General features: G+C 45.6%; 15 protein-coding genes. 7 read left to right on the top strand and 8 right to left on the bottom strand.

The genetic code is table 11. The features are described from left to right. Positions 1-67: 67 nt before the first annotated feature. On the bottom strand, positions 68-640 hold the full coding sequence (locus FD47_RS11655) for a sugar O-acetyltransferase (protein WP_008214424.1): 573 nt from the start codon (positions 638-640) through the stop codon (positions 68-70). A gap of 182 nt (positions 641-822) precedes the next feature. Between FD47_RS11655 and FD47_RS11650 the strand changes: the two genes are divergently transcribed. Then, entirely contained in the window at positions 823-1,092 is a 270-nt protein-coding gene (locus tag FD47_RS11650) for an ACT domain-containing protein (RefSeq protein ID WP_054735988.1), read from the top strand. 14 nt (positions 1,093-1,106) lie between these two features. After that, positions 1,107-2,450: a PFL family protein gene (locus FD47_RS11645; RefSeq protein WP_056980704.1), complete on the top strand. Its 1,344-nt coding sequence runs from the start codon at positions 1,107-1,109 to the stop codon at positions 2,448-2,450. 88 nt (positions 2,451-2,538) lie between these two features. Here FD47_RS11645 and FD47_RS11640 read toward each other — a convergent pair whose 3' ends face one another. After that, positions 2,539-2,976 carry a GNAT family N-acetyltransferase gene (locus FD47_RS11640; protein WP_008214427.1) on the bottom strand — a complete coding sequence of 146 codons (438 nt, stop codon included), beginning with the start codon at positions 2,974-2,976 and terminating at the stop codon, positions 2,539-2,541. Positions 2,977-3,198: 222 nt separating this feature from the next. Between FD47_RS11640 and FD47_RS11635 the strand changes: the two genes are divergently transcribed. Next, positions 3,199-4,593, top strand: a complete 1,395-nt coding sequence (locus FD47_RS11635; RefSeq protein WP_056980703.1) for a L,D-transpeptidase family protein — start codon at positions 3,199-3,201, stop codon at positions 4,591-4,593. Between the two features lie 86 nt (positions 4,594-4,679). Here FD47_RS11635 and FD47_RS11630 read toward each other — a convergent pair whose 3' ends face one another. The 3 genes from FD47_RS11630 to FD47_RS11620 form a co-directional block, all read right to left on the bottom strand. Next, positions 4,680-5,003 (bottom strand): magnetosome magnetite crystal formation protein family, encoded by a 324-nt coding sequence (locus FD47_RS11630; protein WP_040538059.1) that lies wholly within the window; start codon positions 5,001-5,003, stop codon positions 4,680-4,682. A gap of 53 nt (positions 5,004-5,056) precedes the next feature. After that, a complete protein-coding gene (locus FD47_RS11625; protein ID WP_225352950.1) occupies positions 5,057-5,470 on the bottom strand; it encodes a hypothetical protein in 414 nt (137 codons plus the stop codon). A 321-nt stretch (positions 5,471-5,791) separates the two neighbouring features. Next, positions 5,792-8,746, bottom strand: a complete 2,955-nt coding sequence (locus FD47_RS11620) for an MMPL family transporter (RefSeq protein ID WP_056980702.1) — start codon at positions 8,744-8,746, stop codon at positions 5,792-5,794. 186 nt (positions 8,747-8,932) lie between these two features. Here FD47_RS11620 and FD47_RS11615 point away from each other — a divergent pair, with 186 nt between their 5' ends. Beyond that, a complete protein-coding gene (locus tag FD47_RS11615; protein ID WP_040538058.1) occupies positions 8,933-9,496 on the top strand; it encodes a TetR/AcrR family transcriptional regulator in 564 nt (187 codons plus the stop codon). 354 nt (positions 9,497-9,850) lie between these two features. On the opposite strand, the gene FD47_RS11610 is transcribed toward FD47_RS11615, so the two are convergent. From FD47_RS11610 to FD47_RS11600, 3 genes are all read right to left on the bottom strand, one after another. Beyond that, positions 9,851-10,435, bottom strand: a complete 585-nt coding sequence (locus FD47_RS11610; protein WP_054735983.1) for an NAD(P)H-dependent oxidoreductase — start codon at positions 10,433-10,435, stop codon at positions 9,851-9,853. A 15-nt stretch (positions 10,436-10,450) separates the two neighbouring features. Next, complete coding sequence (locus FD47_RS11605; RefSeq protein ID WP_054735982.1) at positions 10,451-11,023, bottom strand: TetR/AcrR family transcriptional regulator; 573 nt, start codon at positions 11,021-11,023, stop codon at positions 10,451-10,453. A 168-nt stretch (positions 11,024-11,191) separates the two neighbouring features. Next, on the bottom strand, positions 11,192-11,818 hold the full coding sequence (locus FD47_RS11600) for a DUF3862 domain-containing protein (protein ID WP_225352945.1): 627 nt from the start codon (positions 11,816-11,818) through the stop codon (positions 11,192-11,194). Between the two features lie 311 nt (positions 11,819-12,129). Here FD47_RS11600 and FD47_RS11595 point away from each other — a divergent pair, with 311 nt between their 5' ends. From FD47_RS11595 to FD47_RS11585, 3 genes are all read left to right on the top strand, one after another. Beyond that, positions 12,130-13,554, top strand: a complete 1,425-nt coding sequence (locus FD47_RS11595) for an aspartate ammonia-lyase (RefSeq protein WP_054735977.1) — start codon at positions 12,130-12,132, stop codon at positions 13,552-13,554. 353 nt (positions 13,555-13,907) lie between these two features. Next, positions 13,908-16,694, top strand: coding sequence for a cation-translocating P-type ATPase (locus FD47_RS11590; protein WP_056980701.1), 2,787 nt, complete (start codon positions 13,908-13,910; stop codon positions 16,692-16,694). Between the two features lie 68 nt (positions 16,695-16,762). After that, positions 16,763-17,278, top strand: a complete 516-nt coding sequence (locus FD47_RS11585; protein ID WP_171035029.1) for a GNAT family N-acetyltransferase — start codon at positions 16,763-16,765, stop codon at positions 17,276-17,278. Positions 17,279-17,666: the final 388 nt, after the last annotated feature.

The raw sequence follows: 17,666 nt of genomic DNA, 5'->3' as shown, positions 1-17,666 counted from the left end.
AAAAAGCTTGTTTTAAGACAGACCCTAATCTACACCCAAATTTTAATGGTGTCAACATTATTTTAAATTATTTTTCTGATTTATACGGATTTTCGCGAATCACTCGGGCTGGATTTCCGGCGATAATCAGGTTATCACCGAAGGACTTTGTGACTGTCGAGTTCGCCCCAACAACCACATTGTTTCCTAATGTTACCCCTGGTAAAATCACAGAACCGCCACCAACCCACACGTCGTTTCCAATTGTGACCGGCTTTCCCATCCCGACAAACTTTGCCCGCGATCGGGGATCCAATGAATGATAGGCTGCGTAGATCTGAACGTGGGGAGCCAGCATGACGTGATTGCCAATGGTTACCGGGCAAATGTCCAGAATAACATTATCGTAGTTGCAGATAAAATTATCACCAACGTGAATGTTGTAACCAAAATCGCAGCGGAAGTTGGGCTGAACCCAGGGCTGCTTACCGGCTGATCCAAATAGCTGACGAATGATATGATCCTTTTCGTCGCTGGCGGTATCGTCCAGTTCGTTGAGCATCTTGCATAAGCGGCGGGCCCGGGTTTCATCAGCCGTTAATTCCGGATCCAAAACACTGTAAGGTTCACCTGCTAAAAATTTTTCTTTTTCGGTTGCCATCTTAAGTACCACCTTTACTTAGCGTTTACATTTAATAACATTATATCATATTTATTCGGACCAATTTTATTCTTATGAATTTGTCCTGATAACCTTTAAATTAAAATTAGATTGTCGCCACTCTCATTTTCGGGTATTATGAATGAAACACGTTAATTGAGAGATGAAAAGGAGAAATTTGAATGAAAGCAGTTATTACGGTAATCGGCCATGATCAAATCGGAATCGTTGCGAAGGTTTCACAACTCCTGGCGACTTTAAAGGTTAACATTACTGATATTTCCCAAACTTTGATGAGCGGAGACTTCACCATGATGTTAATGGGGGAATGGGACGATGCAGTCGTTGACTTTGAAAAGGTGAAGCAGGGCTTGAGCGATTTAGGGACTGAAACCGGATTGGATATTCATATTCAGCGTCAGGAATTGTTTGACGCAATTCAAAAGCTTTAGGAGGGCGTTTGTTCATGGAAACCAAGCAAATTTTAGATACCATTCAAATGATCTCTGAAGAAAAGTTGGACATCCGGACCATTACGATGGGGATTTCGCTGTTTGATTGTATTGACAGTGATGGCGAGAAGGCCCGGCAAAAAATTTACGAAAAATTGACGACCTCTGCCAAGGATTTGGTGAAGGTTGCTGACCAAATTGAATCCGAATATGGGATTCCAATTGTGAATAAACGTATTTCAGTAACGCCGATTTCAATGATCGCCGCTGCCTGCCATGATGATAACTACGTGGCTTACGCGCAAACCATGCAGCGGGCCGCCGAAACACTGGGCGTTGACTTGATCGGTGGCTTTTCAGCCCTGGTGCAAAAGGGATACCAATCTGGTGATCGAACGCTGATTGCTTCCATTCCTGAAGCGTTGAGTGAGACCAGCCGGGTTTGTGGGTCGGTAAACGTTGGCTCAACCCGAGCCGGGATTAATATGGACGCCGTTAAGCAAATGGGCCAGGTTGTTAAAGATCTAGCGGCAATCGATCCGGTTAGCTGTATGAGTCTGGTTGTTTTTGCCAATGCCGTTGAGGATAATCCGTTTATGGCCGGCGCTTTTCATGGGGTTGGTGAAGCTGACAAGGTGATCAATGTTGGTATTAGTGGTCCGGGCGTCGTTAAGCGGGCGTTGGAAAAGGTTCGCGGTCAATCGATCGATATTGTTTCTGAGACCATCAAAAAAACCGCATTCAAGGTTACTCGAATGGGGCAGTTTGTGGGTAATGTGGCTGCCAAGCGTCTCAACGTGCCGTTTGGAATTGTTGACCTATCATTGGCGCCAACGCCAAGTCAGGGTGATTCGGTGGCTGAAATTTTAGAAGAAATTGGCCTTGAAAGTGTTGGGGCGCCGGGAACAACGGCTGCACTAGCGTTGCTCAACGATGCCGTGAAGAAGGGTGGCGTGATGGCCTGTGAACACGTTGGCGGGTTGTCAGGCGCCTTTATCCCCGTTTCAGAAGATAGTGGGATGATTCGGGCCGTCGAACACAGTAATCTGAATCTAGAAAAACTTGAAGCGATGACGGCGGTGTGCTCAGTAGGACTGGACATGGTGGCCGTTGCCGGAGACACGCCGGCTGAAACAATCAGCGGTATGATTGCCGACGAGGCAGCCATTGGCGTTATTAACAACAAGACAACCGCAGTTCGGGTAATTCCGGCGACCGGTAAAAAAGTCGGCGAACGCATTGATTTTGGCGGGATATTTGGATACGCGCCAGTCATGCCGGTCAATCCAAATAGTCCAGCAAAAATGATTGCCAGGGGCGGTCGGATTCCGGCACCCATTCATTCGTTTAAAAATTAAGCGGCCAGCATTGGGAGTTACCTGGTCGCAAAGGTTGCTATCAAATTAAAAAATAACCCCGGTTAATGATGGGGTCAGCTTGGAAGGACTAGTGGGATTCCAAGCTTTTTTTCATGTTAACGCAGGGGACCCCATCTTCTATAAAAATTTCGGAGGCAATGTGGTAGCCTAAGTGCTCATAAAAATCCTTGGCAGTCACTTCGCTGTGGATGACTGATTGTTTGTAATGATGCTCGATGGCGTATGTTTCCATTGCTGTGAGCACCTTTGTGCCTAACCCCTGATGGCGATATTGTTTAAGGGTGGCAACCCGGCCAATTTTAAGGGTTTGGGGCGCAACTTTTTCAAAGCGGCAAGTTGCCGCGGGCGTTCTGCCGTCAAAACAAACCGCGTAAATTTCCTGATCCGAATCCGTGTCATCAAATTCATCTTCAAGGGCGATGTGGCGTTCAATGACAAACACTGAAAGGCGAATGTAAGCAGCTGCTGCCCTAATAGGTTTGGAATTTTCAATAACTAGGTGCATGTAATTTCCTCAATTCTGTAATTTATTATTAATCTTTTTGTAACAAATTAAATGATTCGCCAAAAAGATGGTTAATTCGTGATATGATAGATAATTGTAATTAACGACTGTGGAAGCTTGAAGATTTAATTAAGGTTTTCAATCCCAAGTCACATAGATAGATTGTACCCTCTAATGCTTGTAAAATGAAGTTAATAATTGCCAGGGAGGTTGGCAAGAGCCATGTCACGAAAAGAAAAGTATAATCGGCAAAAGAAAACAAAACGAAATCGCAGATTAACGCGAATTGCTGCGGTCGTTGTTTTATTGCTAGCCGGCGGTTTTATTGGATCACACGTTTATTTTCAAAACCATTTTAAGTGGACCAAGATTAACAATGTGAACGTTTCCGGCTTAACGGTTGCTCAGGCAACCAAGAAGTTAAATAATTCGCAGATTGATCAGAATGGGGATTACCTGGTTGTCAAGAATTCCCGAATTAAAGTTAATTCTCAGGATGTTAAGCAATTATTTAAGCATCGAAGTTCCATGACGATGTTATCTGCCAAAAAGCTAAACGCGAAAACCGAGGTCTCCAATCAACAATACCATTATCGAATGACGACCCTGCTGCCAAAGTTCAAGAATCGGGTTGATCAGCTTAATTTGACCAGGAAGCCAACGATTGATTCAACGATTCATTTGGCAAATGGGCACGTAACGGTTACCAAGGGAACTCAGGGGACCGAACTTGACAAGACCAAGATGATCAAGGACTTTAAGAAGCAGGCTCGCGATAACCTGGTAATTGCCGTTAAGATGACGAAGGATGTTGCTGCTTCGCCGAATAGCGCCGCAATTCAAAAGCGCAAGCAGAACGTACAAAAGATGTTGAAGAGTTCGGTTACGCTGACGACCTACAATAAGTCTTATCACTTTAAAGCAGCCAAGTGGTTGACCAGCGGCCACGTTTCTGCCGATGGCACCTATCATTTCAAATCAACAAAGCTCAATCAGTGGGTTGACAAATTTGCTAACAAGGTTGATACCTTGGGTAAAGCACTGACCGTGACGGTTCGCGGCAAAAAAGTTCATATTCCAAGCGGCGGGACCTATGGCTGGAAAGTTAACCGGCAGTTGTTGAGTAAAGCAATTCTCACAAATCTGCAGAAGAAGCAGGCCGCTTCTATTAACTTGAAGAACTATGTATCTGGAACCGGATACGGGCTGAAAGGTGCCGGAAAAACCTACGTCGCTGTTGATCTAACTAATCTGCAAGAATATGTTTATAAGAATGGCCAATTGAAGGTTAAAATTCCGATCATGTCCGGGACGCTGACTGGCGGCAACGCCACTCCGACTGGCTCCTACTTCATCATGTACAAGCAGCGTCACGCAACCTTAAGAGGGAAGAATAGTGACGGATCCAAGTACGCGTCACCAGTCGGTTACTGGGAACCGGTCACTTTGTCCGGGGTTGGCTTGCATGATTCACCATGGCAACCGGCAACCGTCTATGGTAATCCGAGTGCCCGATCACAATATCATTCCCATGGGTGCTTGAATAATCCGCCTTCGCAGATGCCAAAGGTCTGGAAGTATACCCATACTAACGAAGCCGTTGTGATTTATAAGTAATTGAGATTCTAAATTAAATGAGGTTGAGGATTAAGCTCTAAGAGCCGTCCTCAACCTCATTTTTATACTGGGTATTTGAATACCGATTAATCAGCAATCAGAATTTTGATGCCAAGATAAAGATTATAAACAAACATGCCAAAGTCAATGATTCCCACTAACAATGCCAATACAATAAACATGATGCCGGTTACCTGGGAATCCCTAGTTGTGAGCCCTGTAATGCCGAGAAGCATCACGGTTAGGATCGTGAGGACCACCGGGATTAAATGCAGGAGAAACGCTTTTTGAGCGGTTTCATGCATGTCTTGATTGTTGCTGGTTACCAACCAGACGATAAACGGAAAAATGAATGGTGCAAAGATAATCGATAGGTAAGATAACGCGTCGACGATTTTGTTCTGAGACATAGTTTCCTCCATAAATGACTGAAAATGATATTCAAATTGACTCGGGTTTATCTTTACTTAGCGTACGTTTTGTAGACTGGGGCTCGAAATAGATCAACATAGCCACCTGAACCGTGATAATCCCGCAGTACCCTGACTTTTTGATGATTAATCGTTCGGTGGGTAATCCGCCAACCGCCATCACTTTGATAGGCGTGTTGGGCAAGGGCGTTGAATGTGTATTTGCTTGAATTCAGTACTTTGGCAACCGCAAGTTTTTTGTAACCTTTCCAATTGGATCGAAAGAGACTGTGCGTGTCACCTTTGTAAGTCTGGGTAACTGAATACTTGTTGATATGGGTAACACAGATATGGCCATTAACGTATGAGTACCAATTACCCTGCCAGCTGGAAGGCGTTTGGGAATGCACCTTGCCGGTTTTGAAGTAAGCCGCGTTGGCTGCGGTTGGGGTGGTTTGACTAATCAAAAGGCCCGTGACCATTCCAAAAATAGGTAATGCCAGAAGCGTGATGAATCGTTTAATGATTTTGATAAATTGCAGATCCTTTCATTAAAATAAGTTGTTGTCGACCTAAGAAGCGACGTTTAAATGACAATCTTAATAAAAAATATATCGTTTTTGGGGGTTGTTTGTCAAATGTCCCGTGGGTTTGGTCGGAGGCAAATGACGGTTTGTCTGAATTTACAAACGGAGGCCAATCATGACATCTTCATGGTTAGCCTCCGCTTTTCACTTCAAATAAATTTTAACTGCTTGTTGGTACATTGAAAACGAAACGAATGAAGCTTATGAATCTGAATGTTTACTTCGACGAGTTGGATGTTGCCGCTCATCTTCTTCAAGCTTCTTCTGATACATCTTGTCAGTGACGTATGGATAGGTCCACTTGATCATGGCCGACATGATGATCGGTAAGGTGATTGCCAGGATGATGAGGCCGACAATAACGGTCGTTGCTACCTGGATCAACGTTAAGACGTTTGATGGAATTAACGCTGCGAAGGTGCCGCCCAAAATGATCGCGGCGGAAATGACAACCGTGCCGATAATTGTGGCCGAGTGAAGAATTCGGCGGCGAACGTCTGGAATTGCCGATGCGTCATCCCGATAACGCATCATCAGGAAGATACTGTAGTCAACTCCCAAGGCGATTAACATGATGAAACTGAAGAATGGCGTGTTCCAAGTTAACATATCGCGCGCCATCAGGTAACCTGACAGCCACCGGGTAACTTGCAGTGAGCCAAAGTAGGTGACAATCAGCGTGCCGATAATTGTGAGGGCCTGAACCAGTGACCGGGTTACGATCATTAATGCCAGACCAATTCCAATCAGCATAATTGCAACGGTTCGTAAGAAATCACCATTGGCAGTTTTCTGTAAATCAGCGGTTTGCGAACTCTGACCACCGATGGCAACCGTGGCGTTTTTAAGGTCCGTATTTTTCAAGCGGGCTTTGACGTCGCTTGAAATTGTCCGGATTCGGTTAGCCGATTGCGTCGTGCTTGGATCTGAGTTGAGGACAATGGTTAAACTGCTGATTTTACGATTCTTGGACATGAATGCATCCAGAGAAGGGGTGAAAGTTGGGCTCTTAATTGTGTCGGCAGGCATGTAGAAGGTGTTACCAAGGTAGGACTTTCGCATCTGTTTGAGGTAATTGTTAACGGTATTGGTGCCATTATCAATTTGACCGAGGGCAGTGGTTGCCGAAGTCAGCCCCTGTTCAAGCTGCTGGGTTTGGGCTTGAAGCTGTTTCATCTTGGTATTAAGTTCCTGGACGCCGGTGTTCACTTGAGCGCTGCCGCTGGCAACCTGCCGCGCGCCTGAGTTCAGGGATGCGCTCTTTTGCTGCAGTTGAGAACTTCCCTGGTTAAGCCGATTTAAACCGCTGGCAAATGGGGTTGCCTGTGATCGCAGCTGACCTAATCCGGCGCTGACTGAACTGGACCCAGCCGCAAGGGTGCCGGCGCTTCGCTGAATGGCAGTTAGACGAGCCGTTTTCCGCTGAAGCTGGCGAATTCCCGCCGTCACACGTTGGCTGCCGGATTGCAGGCGGCCAACACCGGAAGTGAGAGAACCGGCCCCAGAACTTAGCTGGGCGGAGCCACTTGATAATTGGCCAACCCCGGCGGTGTATGATGAAACGCCCTGGCTTAACTGTTGGGCACCAGACTGCAAGCTCTTGGCACCATCAGCCAATTTCTGGACCTGAGCAGTGCTCTGTGACGTGTTGGCGTTGGCAAGCTTTTGGTTGGCACTCTTGAGGCCTTTTTGAACCTTTTTAAGCCCGTAATTGGCTTGATTTAAGCCGCTGACAAGTTTTCCGAGCTGACTCTTGAGATAGAGTTGGTTAATCTTGCTACCGCTTGGACGGGTAACAGAAGTGACTGACTTGACGCCGGGTTCGGATTTTAGATACCCGGTTAAATCGTCGAGTTCAGCTAAGTCCTTTTGATTATTCAATGGTTTCTTGTTTTCAATGTAAAGGGTTGATGGACCTGACATTCCGGCAGGATAGTGAGCCTGAATAACATTGTAGCCGGCTTTTGATTGAACTGAATCAGGCAATTCATCGGCGTTATTAAAGTTGAGTGGGTGATTGCCGACAAACAGTAATGGAATGGCAGCAATCACTAGGATGCCCACCATCACGAAGGTGTGTGACAGGGTGAATTTGGACAAGAAATTCCATAAAAAACTCCGGTCATGCGCCGATAAGTTTTTGCTTGGCCAAAAAAGTCGCTCGCCAAGGGTTGCCATAAAGAACATGTTGAATGTGAGGAGCACTAATAGCAAGATAGCAACACCGACCGCCACGGCAACGCCTGACCGATAAAATGAGAACTTGGCCAGGGAAAGCGCGGTAAATCCAATCAAAACTGAAGAACCACTGTATAGGATGGTTCTACCGGCGTGGTGACGGGCAGTTTTGGCAGCCGCGACCGCCGCTTGGCCATTTTTAATTTCTTCTTTAAACCGATCGTAAAGCAGAATGTTGTAGTCGGTACCAATTCCGAACAGAACAACCACTAAGAACACCTGGGTAAAGTTGGAAATTGGGAAATTGAATTTGTCAGCTAAATTCATCACGATATTTAGTGATAACAAGTAGGATAACCCAACCGTTAAGAGTGAAATAATCGGGATGAGCAGTGATCGAAAAACAATAATGAGGACAATAAAGATGAAGATTGCCGCAATAATTTCAGTTTTCTGCAGCCCTTTTTCAGTGACGGTTGAAAAGTCTTCATTTAGGATATCGTTGCCGGTAACGTAGGTTCGAAGTCCCGGTGTGTTCATCTTATTCAGTAATTTATTTGTCTGAGTACGAACCTTATACTTGTTTGGCAGCGTGACCATCACCATCTGGGTGGTCTTGTCATCGGAAGTCAGCTGCTTTTGGGCCGCGGCGTTGTCCCCGGGACTGGTAACGCTTGTCGTATGTAGACTTGAATCGTTACGGATTGCGGTTGCGGTATCGTTGACTGCCGCAGTCTGATCAGTCGTTAATTTGCCGTGCTTATTGTTGAAAACCAATATTAAGGTTCGCACGGATTTGCCACCGGCTGCCTTCTTTTGAATCTTATTGGCAACCTGGCTTTCAACGTTTGCCGGTAACGTAACGGCCCCCTTATCACGAACTAATTGCGAAATATTCGGTAGGGTGAACATCGCAATCAGGGCTAACCCGATCCAAATGATCAGTGCCAAGACGTGTCTTTCACGAAATCTTTGCATGAAATTCTCTCCTCTTTCTGGTAATCTATTCTTTGAATCTTTGAATGAACAATTGTTTAAATTTAGACACTTGTATAAGCTACGTAAAGATGATAAACCCAGCCTGACAATCATGCAAGTTACAATTTCTTGCATTTGTTTAAATTTAGACAAAAAGCTAAAAATGCAAACTATGAGGTAATGATAATGAAATATGATTTATCCAAAAAACCAACGCGGGGGGCTGAGCGAACCTTGACGGCGTTTTTTGAAACGATGCTGAGCTTGCTGTCACAAAAGTCGTTTGACAATATTAGCGTCAACGAGATTTGTAAGGTCAGTAACTTTCCCCGGGCAACTTTTTATAATTACTTCGACGATAAGTATGATTTGGTCGATTATTGTTGGCATGTTTTGGCTGCCGAAATTGAAGTCGATCAGATTCAGTCAGCACCCTCAGATAATGAACTTTTGATTTACTTTGATCGGCTTTACGATATCTTTGAAAAGCGTCAGGATCTGTTGAAAGACATTTTGAAAAATAATGACTTCTCCGGAACGCTAATCACAAGCTTTATTAACTATTTGAAAGCCATCATGCAGAAGATCTTTTATGAGTCACTGGCCTACACCAAGCCCGATGTGCCCACAGAATTGATGGCCGATCACTGCAGTGAAACGGTTTTGCTGATATTGGAGTGGATCTTTCTCAAGCAAAAGCCAACCACCAAAGCACAGGCTCACAAGTATCTCAACGCGCTTCTAAATTGACCGGAATGCCGCGTTGCATGTACCTGTTATTATATACGTTTCCGGATTTCAGCTCAACGAGTTTCGGTTTAAAACCAGGCAAATGTGAAGCAACGCGTTAACCCGTTTTAAAACGGTGGGGAGATTTAACGGTCCTTTGCGATCAGAATTTAAACAATGAGGCTGAGACAAAACTAAAAGTTTTGCTTCAGCCTCATTGTTAAGTTCGAATATTACCTAGCAGAATCGTGCGCCAACAAGCAGTTTCCTGCCATATATGTGAATTATCCAGATATCTAAATCCATGATATTTGAATGATTCACATATAGGCCGGAAGTTAACCACTTTTCCCACATGCACGTATTTAAACGTCATTAAAAATGATAATGAGCGATGGCCTTTAAATAGTTGCTTCTTCGTACCGGAGTTGATGATGAGATCCCACCGAAATTCACCCAGGTTCCGTGACCGATACCCAGCTGCTTGAGCGTCTTGTTGATAAAAATCTTCTTAATGGCATTTCCTGAGAAGTATTTTAAATAAAGGGTGGGTGACGTCGACGTTGTGAAGACATAGGCTCTTTGAATGTTAGTTAATTCGCCTTTGACCCCGGTTTTAGTCACGGTATGTGACAGTCCGGGGCCTTCTTTCATGACCTTATCAATGAATCCCTTCAGCATGGCCGGGACGCTGTTCCACCATACCGGCGTAATGATGATTAATTGATCAGCAGTCCGTAATTCGTGCAGATAGGCGGTGACCTTGGGATCATGGGTGCCGCCATCGTGAAACAGCTCTAATTCTTTGGCGTCGTAAATCGGGTTAAACTGCTCGCCATAGAGGTCGATCAAGTGCCACGGGATTTTCTTCGAGCGCAGATTGTAAATAACCTGATCCAAGACGGCGTGGTTGAAGCTTTGATTATATGGGTGACAATAAACGATTAAAATGGTCGTCATTTGTATGAACTCCTATTAATTTGTGGGGATGCCAATGAGTTGATAAGCAACCGATTTTAAAAACTGGCGGTTGTATGTCACTGCCCCGTTTCTGATCAACAACCCGTAGCCCTGAATGAACGACCAAAGTTTGATAAACAGGTCGCCCTCAGAGTTGGTATTTTCAGGCGATTCACTCAATGAGTCAATCACCTGATGAGTGAGATTTAGTAATTCAAAATGGGGCGCTTGATCGGTGCTTGAGTAAATTGAGGCGGTGCTGGGGTTAAAAAATAAAAAATCGGTTAAAAAAGGTTGAGAGGCAATCTTTTGGACCACAAACTCTCCCAAATCGATGAGGCGCGTCATGGCATCTGGCGAGTGGCCGATTGCTTTGGCTGCCTGCTCAGTAAACCGTTGAGAAATGCGGATCGATGCTGCTTCGAACAGCGCCTCTTTACTGGCAAAATGTTTATAAAATGAGCCGGTGGTCAGATGCAGGCGACCCAGTAATTTTCGAAGTGAAATGGATTGGTAGCCATTTTCGGTAATCATTCGGATCGCTAAGTCGACAATGTCGTTTTTTGTGCTATTGGTTCTGCCTGCCATAGGGGCGCCTCCTTACCATCATAAAAATAACACTGTTATCCTATGGACGTAAAGTTAAAAATGATCCATTCAAATAAACAACACCAAAACAGCCGTCCCGGATTCAAAAAGCTTTGAAACTGGGGCGGCTGTTTTGGCGCAAATGCCGGAAGTAATTTTAATGAGCGTTTATTTAACGACGGTTGCCGTCTTTGATGTCAACTTGTCACCGGCAAACATTAAGCTGATTGACCGGCCGTCTTTTCCGGTGGCGTACGTCAAATTTCGGGCGGATAAATCACCAGAACCCGTGACCGATTCCGCATCCGGAGTCCCTAAAACGTTAAGAACTTGGGGGTAGGTATTTCCCTTATGGACCTGATTAATACTGGCTGTTGAAATGTAACGTCGCTGATGAATGCCGGCTTCTATGTAGCCCTTTCCAATTGCGTGGCCGTTTAAGAATTCGACGGTGACGGCTGATGCTTTGAAGTGATCGCTGACATTTTTCCAAGCGTATTGAACGGCTGCCTTTTTATTGGTGCTGTTAACGGTGACCTGACTTTTCGAATCCGGCTTGCCGAATGCTTTCAAGATGGTGGATTGGGCATCCCCGTCTTTAGGACCGGTAACGTTTCCGGTTTGGATTTTTTCATAGTCATCATGGGTGATTGCCGAACCGTTATTAGCGACGCGGAACGATGAAGATGACTTCTGCGATGACGAAGCAGTCTGTGATTGGGTCTTTGATTGGCCACACGCGGCCAGGGTCATACTAAGAAGCAGGATTGTCGGGATGAGAATGATTTTTTTCACGTGAATTTCCCCCATTAGTTTGATAAGTCTTTATAGATAACCTTACCAAAGATTGGCTGGGCCAAAGACATTCTTAAGAAAAGATTTAGTAAGAATTTTGGTTATTCATAAATGTCATAAAATATAACATTAATTTTAAGGATTTACTGATTTAAACGTTGTAGTTCGATTCCGAGACGGAGGAATGTTATGTATTGGTTTACCCTTTGATTGACTGAATTCAAAGGAAAATGTTGACAAAATTTTGAATAGGTATATATTAGTACTTGTTATTAGATGTCACAAAACATTACATGAAATGAGGATTGATTATGAGACTTGAGAGAGATTGCATTGGTGAATTGCCAGTTCCGGATGACGCGTTGTATGGAATCCATTCGTTAAGAGCTGTTCGTAATTTTCCCATTACCGAAGAACGGGTCAACCCGGTGATGATTGAAAGCTATCTGCAAATCAAGAAGGCTGCCGCAATGGCAAATGTTGAGGCAAAAACCCTGGATAAACAAAAGGGGGCTTTCATTGTCGCGGCCGTCAATCAGCTGTTGTTCTCAAAGGATTATCGTTCGATCATTGTCCCAGCAATTCAGGGTGGTGCAGGGACTTCAACCAATATGAATGTGAACGAAGTTGTTGCCCACTTGGCAAGCCGCCTAAGTGGTCGTGATGGCCATCAGCCACTCATGATTCACCCGAATGATGATGTCAATCAGTCGCAGTCGACTAACGATACTTATCCGACTGCTGGTAAAATGGCAATGCTGAAGCTTATTTCGCCCCTTGAAACGGCGCTCACAGAACTCATTGACGCCCTAGATGCCAAGGCAGCCGTCTATCGAGATGCCATTAAGGTTGGCCGGACCCAGCTTCAGGACGCCGTTCCCACTACATTTGGTCGCAGCTTTCGAGCTTATCGAAGTTTATTTAGCCGGGACCTTTCCCGAATTAAGGATGTTAAAAGAACGCTAGCAGAAGTTAATTTAGGCGGGACGGCAATTGGAACCGGCATTAACACGACGTCAACTTACCAGCGGCGAGTGGTCCCTATTTTAAATCAATTGAGCCACTTATCTCTTACAACTGCCGGTGATTTAGTGGATGCAACGCAAAACAGTGATGCCTATGTGGCGTTTTCAGGGGTCCTCAGGGCACTGGCTGTTGATTTATCGAAATTCAGCAATGACCTACGATTACTATCAAGCGGTCCGCAGGCCGGGTTAAATGAGCTTCAACTTCCCAAGGTTCAGGCGGGTTCGTCGATCATGCCCGGCAAAGTGAACCCGGTGATTCCCGAAGTTGTCAATCAGGTTGCCTTTGAGGTGATTGGGCACGACACGACCGTGACCCTGGCTGCTGAGGCGGGGCAACTTGAATTAAACGCGTTTGAGCCGATTATGTTCAAGTCAATTTTAACCAGTGAAACGCATTTGACTAAGGCAATTAAAACCTTAGTGGTAAACTGCATCACTGCAATGACGGCAAACGTTGACGGCTGCCGCGACGAGGTTGAGCGGTCGACCATTTCAGCGACGGTCCTGTCACCGTATTTGGGGTACGAAAAAACAACCAGTTTGATTAAAGAAGCCGCGGCGAAGCATCTTTCGGTTAGACGGCTGGTTAAAAGTCGCCATTTAATGGCAGATGAGTTAATTGATCAGCTATTTTCACCGGCGTCCCTCACGCATCAAGAGCCAGTAGACAAGATATTGGGTGATCTAACGGCGACCGCTCATCACTAATTAAGTGATGTCAATAAGCAACTGGCTTTCTGAGTTGGTAAAAACGAGTGAGACGGAAAACCGACTTGGAGCGCCCATTTTGGGACCTTAAAATTCGGATCAATATAAAACAATCTAAGATTAATTTCAGTTTCTAGCTGGATTTAATCTTAGATTGTTTTACTGTCGGCAACTTGTTGGGACATCCCATCACCTAAGAATCTTGAAACCAACGGCCGGCTGAGTTTCCGGCTTTGGGTGCCTTCGACTGCTCAATGCTGATAATTGTATCCATCTTTGCACCCCCGTTTCAATAAAGTCATATAATGATGGTGTTAAATACTTCGCAATTCAGCGCGATTAGGGGGGAGCGTATGAATAAGTCAGAATCAACGCAAATCGACGATGTCGCCAAAGCAGACCTGAAGCAGTTGCTGGCGCAATATCATACCAGTTCAAACGGACTGACAAGCCAGGCGGCTGCCGATCGGTTGGCTCAAGATGGGCCCAACACGATTCGCAATGTGAAGAAACGATCCGAAATCCTCGTCTTTATTGAAAATTTCACCTCAATGATGGCGATTCTTCTATGGATCTCCGGGGTCATTGCGATGGCTGCTCATATGGTCGAACTTGGAATTGCCATTTGGGCAGTTAACGTGATTAACGGGTGCTTTTCGTATTGGCAGCAGCACGCCGCTCAAAAAGCGACTGACTCGTTGAAAAAGATGTTGCCATCCTATGTAAAAGTTCGCCGGGACGGTCAGTCTCTGCGGGTGAACACTGAAGACGTGGTCACGGGTGATTTAATCGAGCTTCAAGCAGGCGATGCCGTGCCCGCAGACGCGCGGATTATCACGTCCGCTAACCTGGAGATTGATGAGTCATCGCTGACGGGTGAATCGGTACCGGTTGATAAAACCCCGGAGTATCATCATGGTCAGGGGGAATTTTCCCAGGATAACATGCTTTTTGCTGGGACGGTCACCACAAATGGCACCGCGTTGGCGTTAGTTTACGCGACCGGGATGGATACCGAATTTGGTCGGATCGCCACATTGACTCAGGGGCAGAAGAAAGTTGTTTATCCGCTCCAACGTGAATTGAATCATTTAACCCGTCAGTTAACGATTATCGCGATGGTGATTGGAATCGCGTTCTTTGGTTTGGCAATTTTCTTTGTGCATTATCCGGTTGCCAATTCATTTATCTTTGCGTTGGGGATGATCGTGGCCTTTATTCCAGAGGGGTTATTGCCGACGGTAACTCTCTCCTTAGCCCAGGGAACCCAACGAATGGCTAAACGACACGCGTTACTTAAAAATTTAAATAGTGTTGAGACGCTCGGTGAAACCACGGTTATCTGCTCAGATAAAACCGGGACGCTCACGCAAAATCAGATGACGGTCAACCACCTTTGGTTGGCCGGAAACACCTATGATGTCACTGGTACGGGTTACGTTACCAACGGCAAGATAATGGCTGGCAATCAGGCCTTTTCTCTGGAACAGGATTCTGATTTGGCAACCCTCATCCGAATTGCGACTCTCGATAATGATACCAGCGTTGATGAAGGGTCTGGTAATGAGAAAGCAAAAATTCTCGGAACGCCTACCGAAGCAGCACTGGTTATTTTGACCCGCAAAGCTGGGGAGGATCGCCAAGCCCTCACGAAACAATTTGAACGGTTGGGGGAACTGCCCTTCGACTCTAAACGAAAATTAATGTCAACCATCACTAAAACCCCCGCTGGAAATCGGCTGATCTATACGAAGGGGGCTTTGGGGAGCGAGTTGGCCGCTTGTGACCAAATTTTAGATAAGGGCGTTGTCCGGCCGCTAACTGAACAGGATCGGCAGCGCATTTTGACCGCAAACGAGCAGTATGCCCGCGAAGGATTACGCTCACTAGCATTTTCATATCGGGAAGTGACCGCAGACGATCCGCTTGCCGGGACGAAAATTGCTGACTACACTCCCCAAACCGCCGAAACGCACATGGTTTTTGTCGGGCTGACGGTGATGTCAGACCCACCCCGCCCGGAAATCTATGATGCGGTCCAAAAATGTCATCGGGCCAGGATTCGGATCATTATGGTGACTGGGGACAGTCCGGTGACGGCTAAAAGTATCGCCACAAAGATTGGAATTACGTCGGCTAACGCGCGGGTGATCTCCGGTGACGAGCTGGATCAGTTATCTGATGATGAATTACGCCAAGCTTTGAAGGGGGAGGTTATCTTTGCCCGGGTGGCCCCCGAACATAAATTTCGAATTGTGTCGATGTGCCAAAAAAACGGTGAAATTGTCGCGTCAACCGGCGACGGTGTCAATGATGCCCCGGCCTTGAAGCGGGCTGACATTGGGATTGCAATGGGCGTCACCGGAACCGATGTGGCCAAGGATGCCGCCGACATGATTTTAACCGATGATAACTTTGCTTCTATTGTAAGTGCGATTGAAGAGGGGCGGACGGTTTATAGTAACCTGCAAAAATTCTTGCTTTACATTCTTAACAGTAACGTCCCGGAAGCTGCTCCATCCGTTGTCTTTCTTCTCACCAGGGGATTGGTTCCGTTACCATTAACCGTGATGCAAATCTTAACGGTTGATTTGGGAACTGACTTACTGCCGGCACTTGGATTGGGAATTGAAAAGCCCGAACCCGGAATGATGGATCAGCCCCCGCGGCCTCAGAATAGCCACCTATTAAATCGGCAGATCATTTGGAAAGCGTTCGGTTTATACGGGTTAGTCGCGTCGATCATTTCAACGTGCGCGTACTTCTTTGTTAACTATGTTCATGGCTGGCCAAACGTTGCGTTAGCCGCATCTGGAAGTCTGTATGCTCAGGCAACAACCATGACGCTTGGGGCGATCATTTTCTGCCAGATTGCCGCGGCAATGAATTGCCGAACCCAAATTTCATCGGTCTTTTCGGTGGGACTTTTCAGCAACCGACGCATTTGGCTGGGAATTGTGGTTGAAATCGTGCTCCTGGGAATTTTGATGGAAGTGCCATTGCTCCAAGAAATTTTTAATACGGCACCTCTTAATTCGGCCGAGTGGTTATTTCTCGCATGTATCCCGATTCCACTATTTTTATTGGAAGAGGGCAGGAAGCTTTTGGTTCGTCGTTTGCGAGCTAGAAGTCAATCCTGATTTGACACGTTATTCTTGAGTTGGGTATACTATCAAAACGATGATCTTTTGAGCGAAGGAGTGAGGTTATGGTTTTGGTGAGAGAGTGTACCCTGGTTGATGTGGCCGCACTTGAAAAAATTAGCCGGCAAACGTTTGGCGAATCGTTTGCCGACCAAAATAGTCCGGATGATCTTAAAAATTATTTGGCACAATCATTCAATCCGGATCAGTTGACGTTGGAATTATCAGATTCTAATTCTGCGTTTTACTTTATCTACGTGGCTGATCAGCTTGCCGGTTATTTAAAAGTCAATTTCGATAACGCGCAAACTGAAAAAATGGGGGCCCAGACCTTGGAAGTTCAACGGATCTATATCTTATCCGCTTTTAAGCATCAAGGGCTGGGAACCCACTTGATTCACAAAGCCAGTGAGATTGCCGGCCAGCTTCACAAGCACCGAATTTGGCTGGGGGTGTGGGAACACAACCAGCCTGCTCGGAGATTTTATGAGCATCTGGGGTTCCAAGTGATTTCGGATCATATTTTTACGCTTGGTCAAAGTCGGCAGCGAGATTTGATTATGGCAAGAGGCTTAATTTAAAGGGCAGCTGGGAAACTATCACGGTCGTTAAAACCATCGCGGCTTCCCAGCTGTTTTCAAATGGTAATGACAATTCCAACACCAATTAGAAATAAGCCAATAATGCCAAGAAGGACACATCCGATTTTAACTAATTGAACATCCCTTTTGGGGAGGTCGGAAAAAACAACCCGCTTATTAGCAAAGGTAAATAATTCCGTGTGTTCAAACCAGCCAATTAGGACGGCACCTATCAGGATTATAAAACCGATCAAGATAATTCCGGTCTTAAAAAGCCAGTTAATCTGTAGCAGACTCCCCGCAATTACAAAGAGACACGATAAAATAAGCGATAATAAAAAGGTTGATTTGAGTTGCTGGTACTGTACCCTGTCAAGTTGACACATTA

Origin of the sequence: Lentilactobacillus parafarraginis DSM 18390 = JCM 14109, from assembly GCF_001435895.1 — a bacterium.
Classification (GTDB): domain Bacteria; phylum Bacillota; class Bacilli; order Lactobacillales; family Lactobacillaceae; genus Lentilactobacillus; species Lentilactobacillus parafarraginis.
Note: the sequence above shows the minus strand (reverse complement) of the source record. Positions and strands in the feature narration are given on the sequence as shown.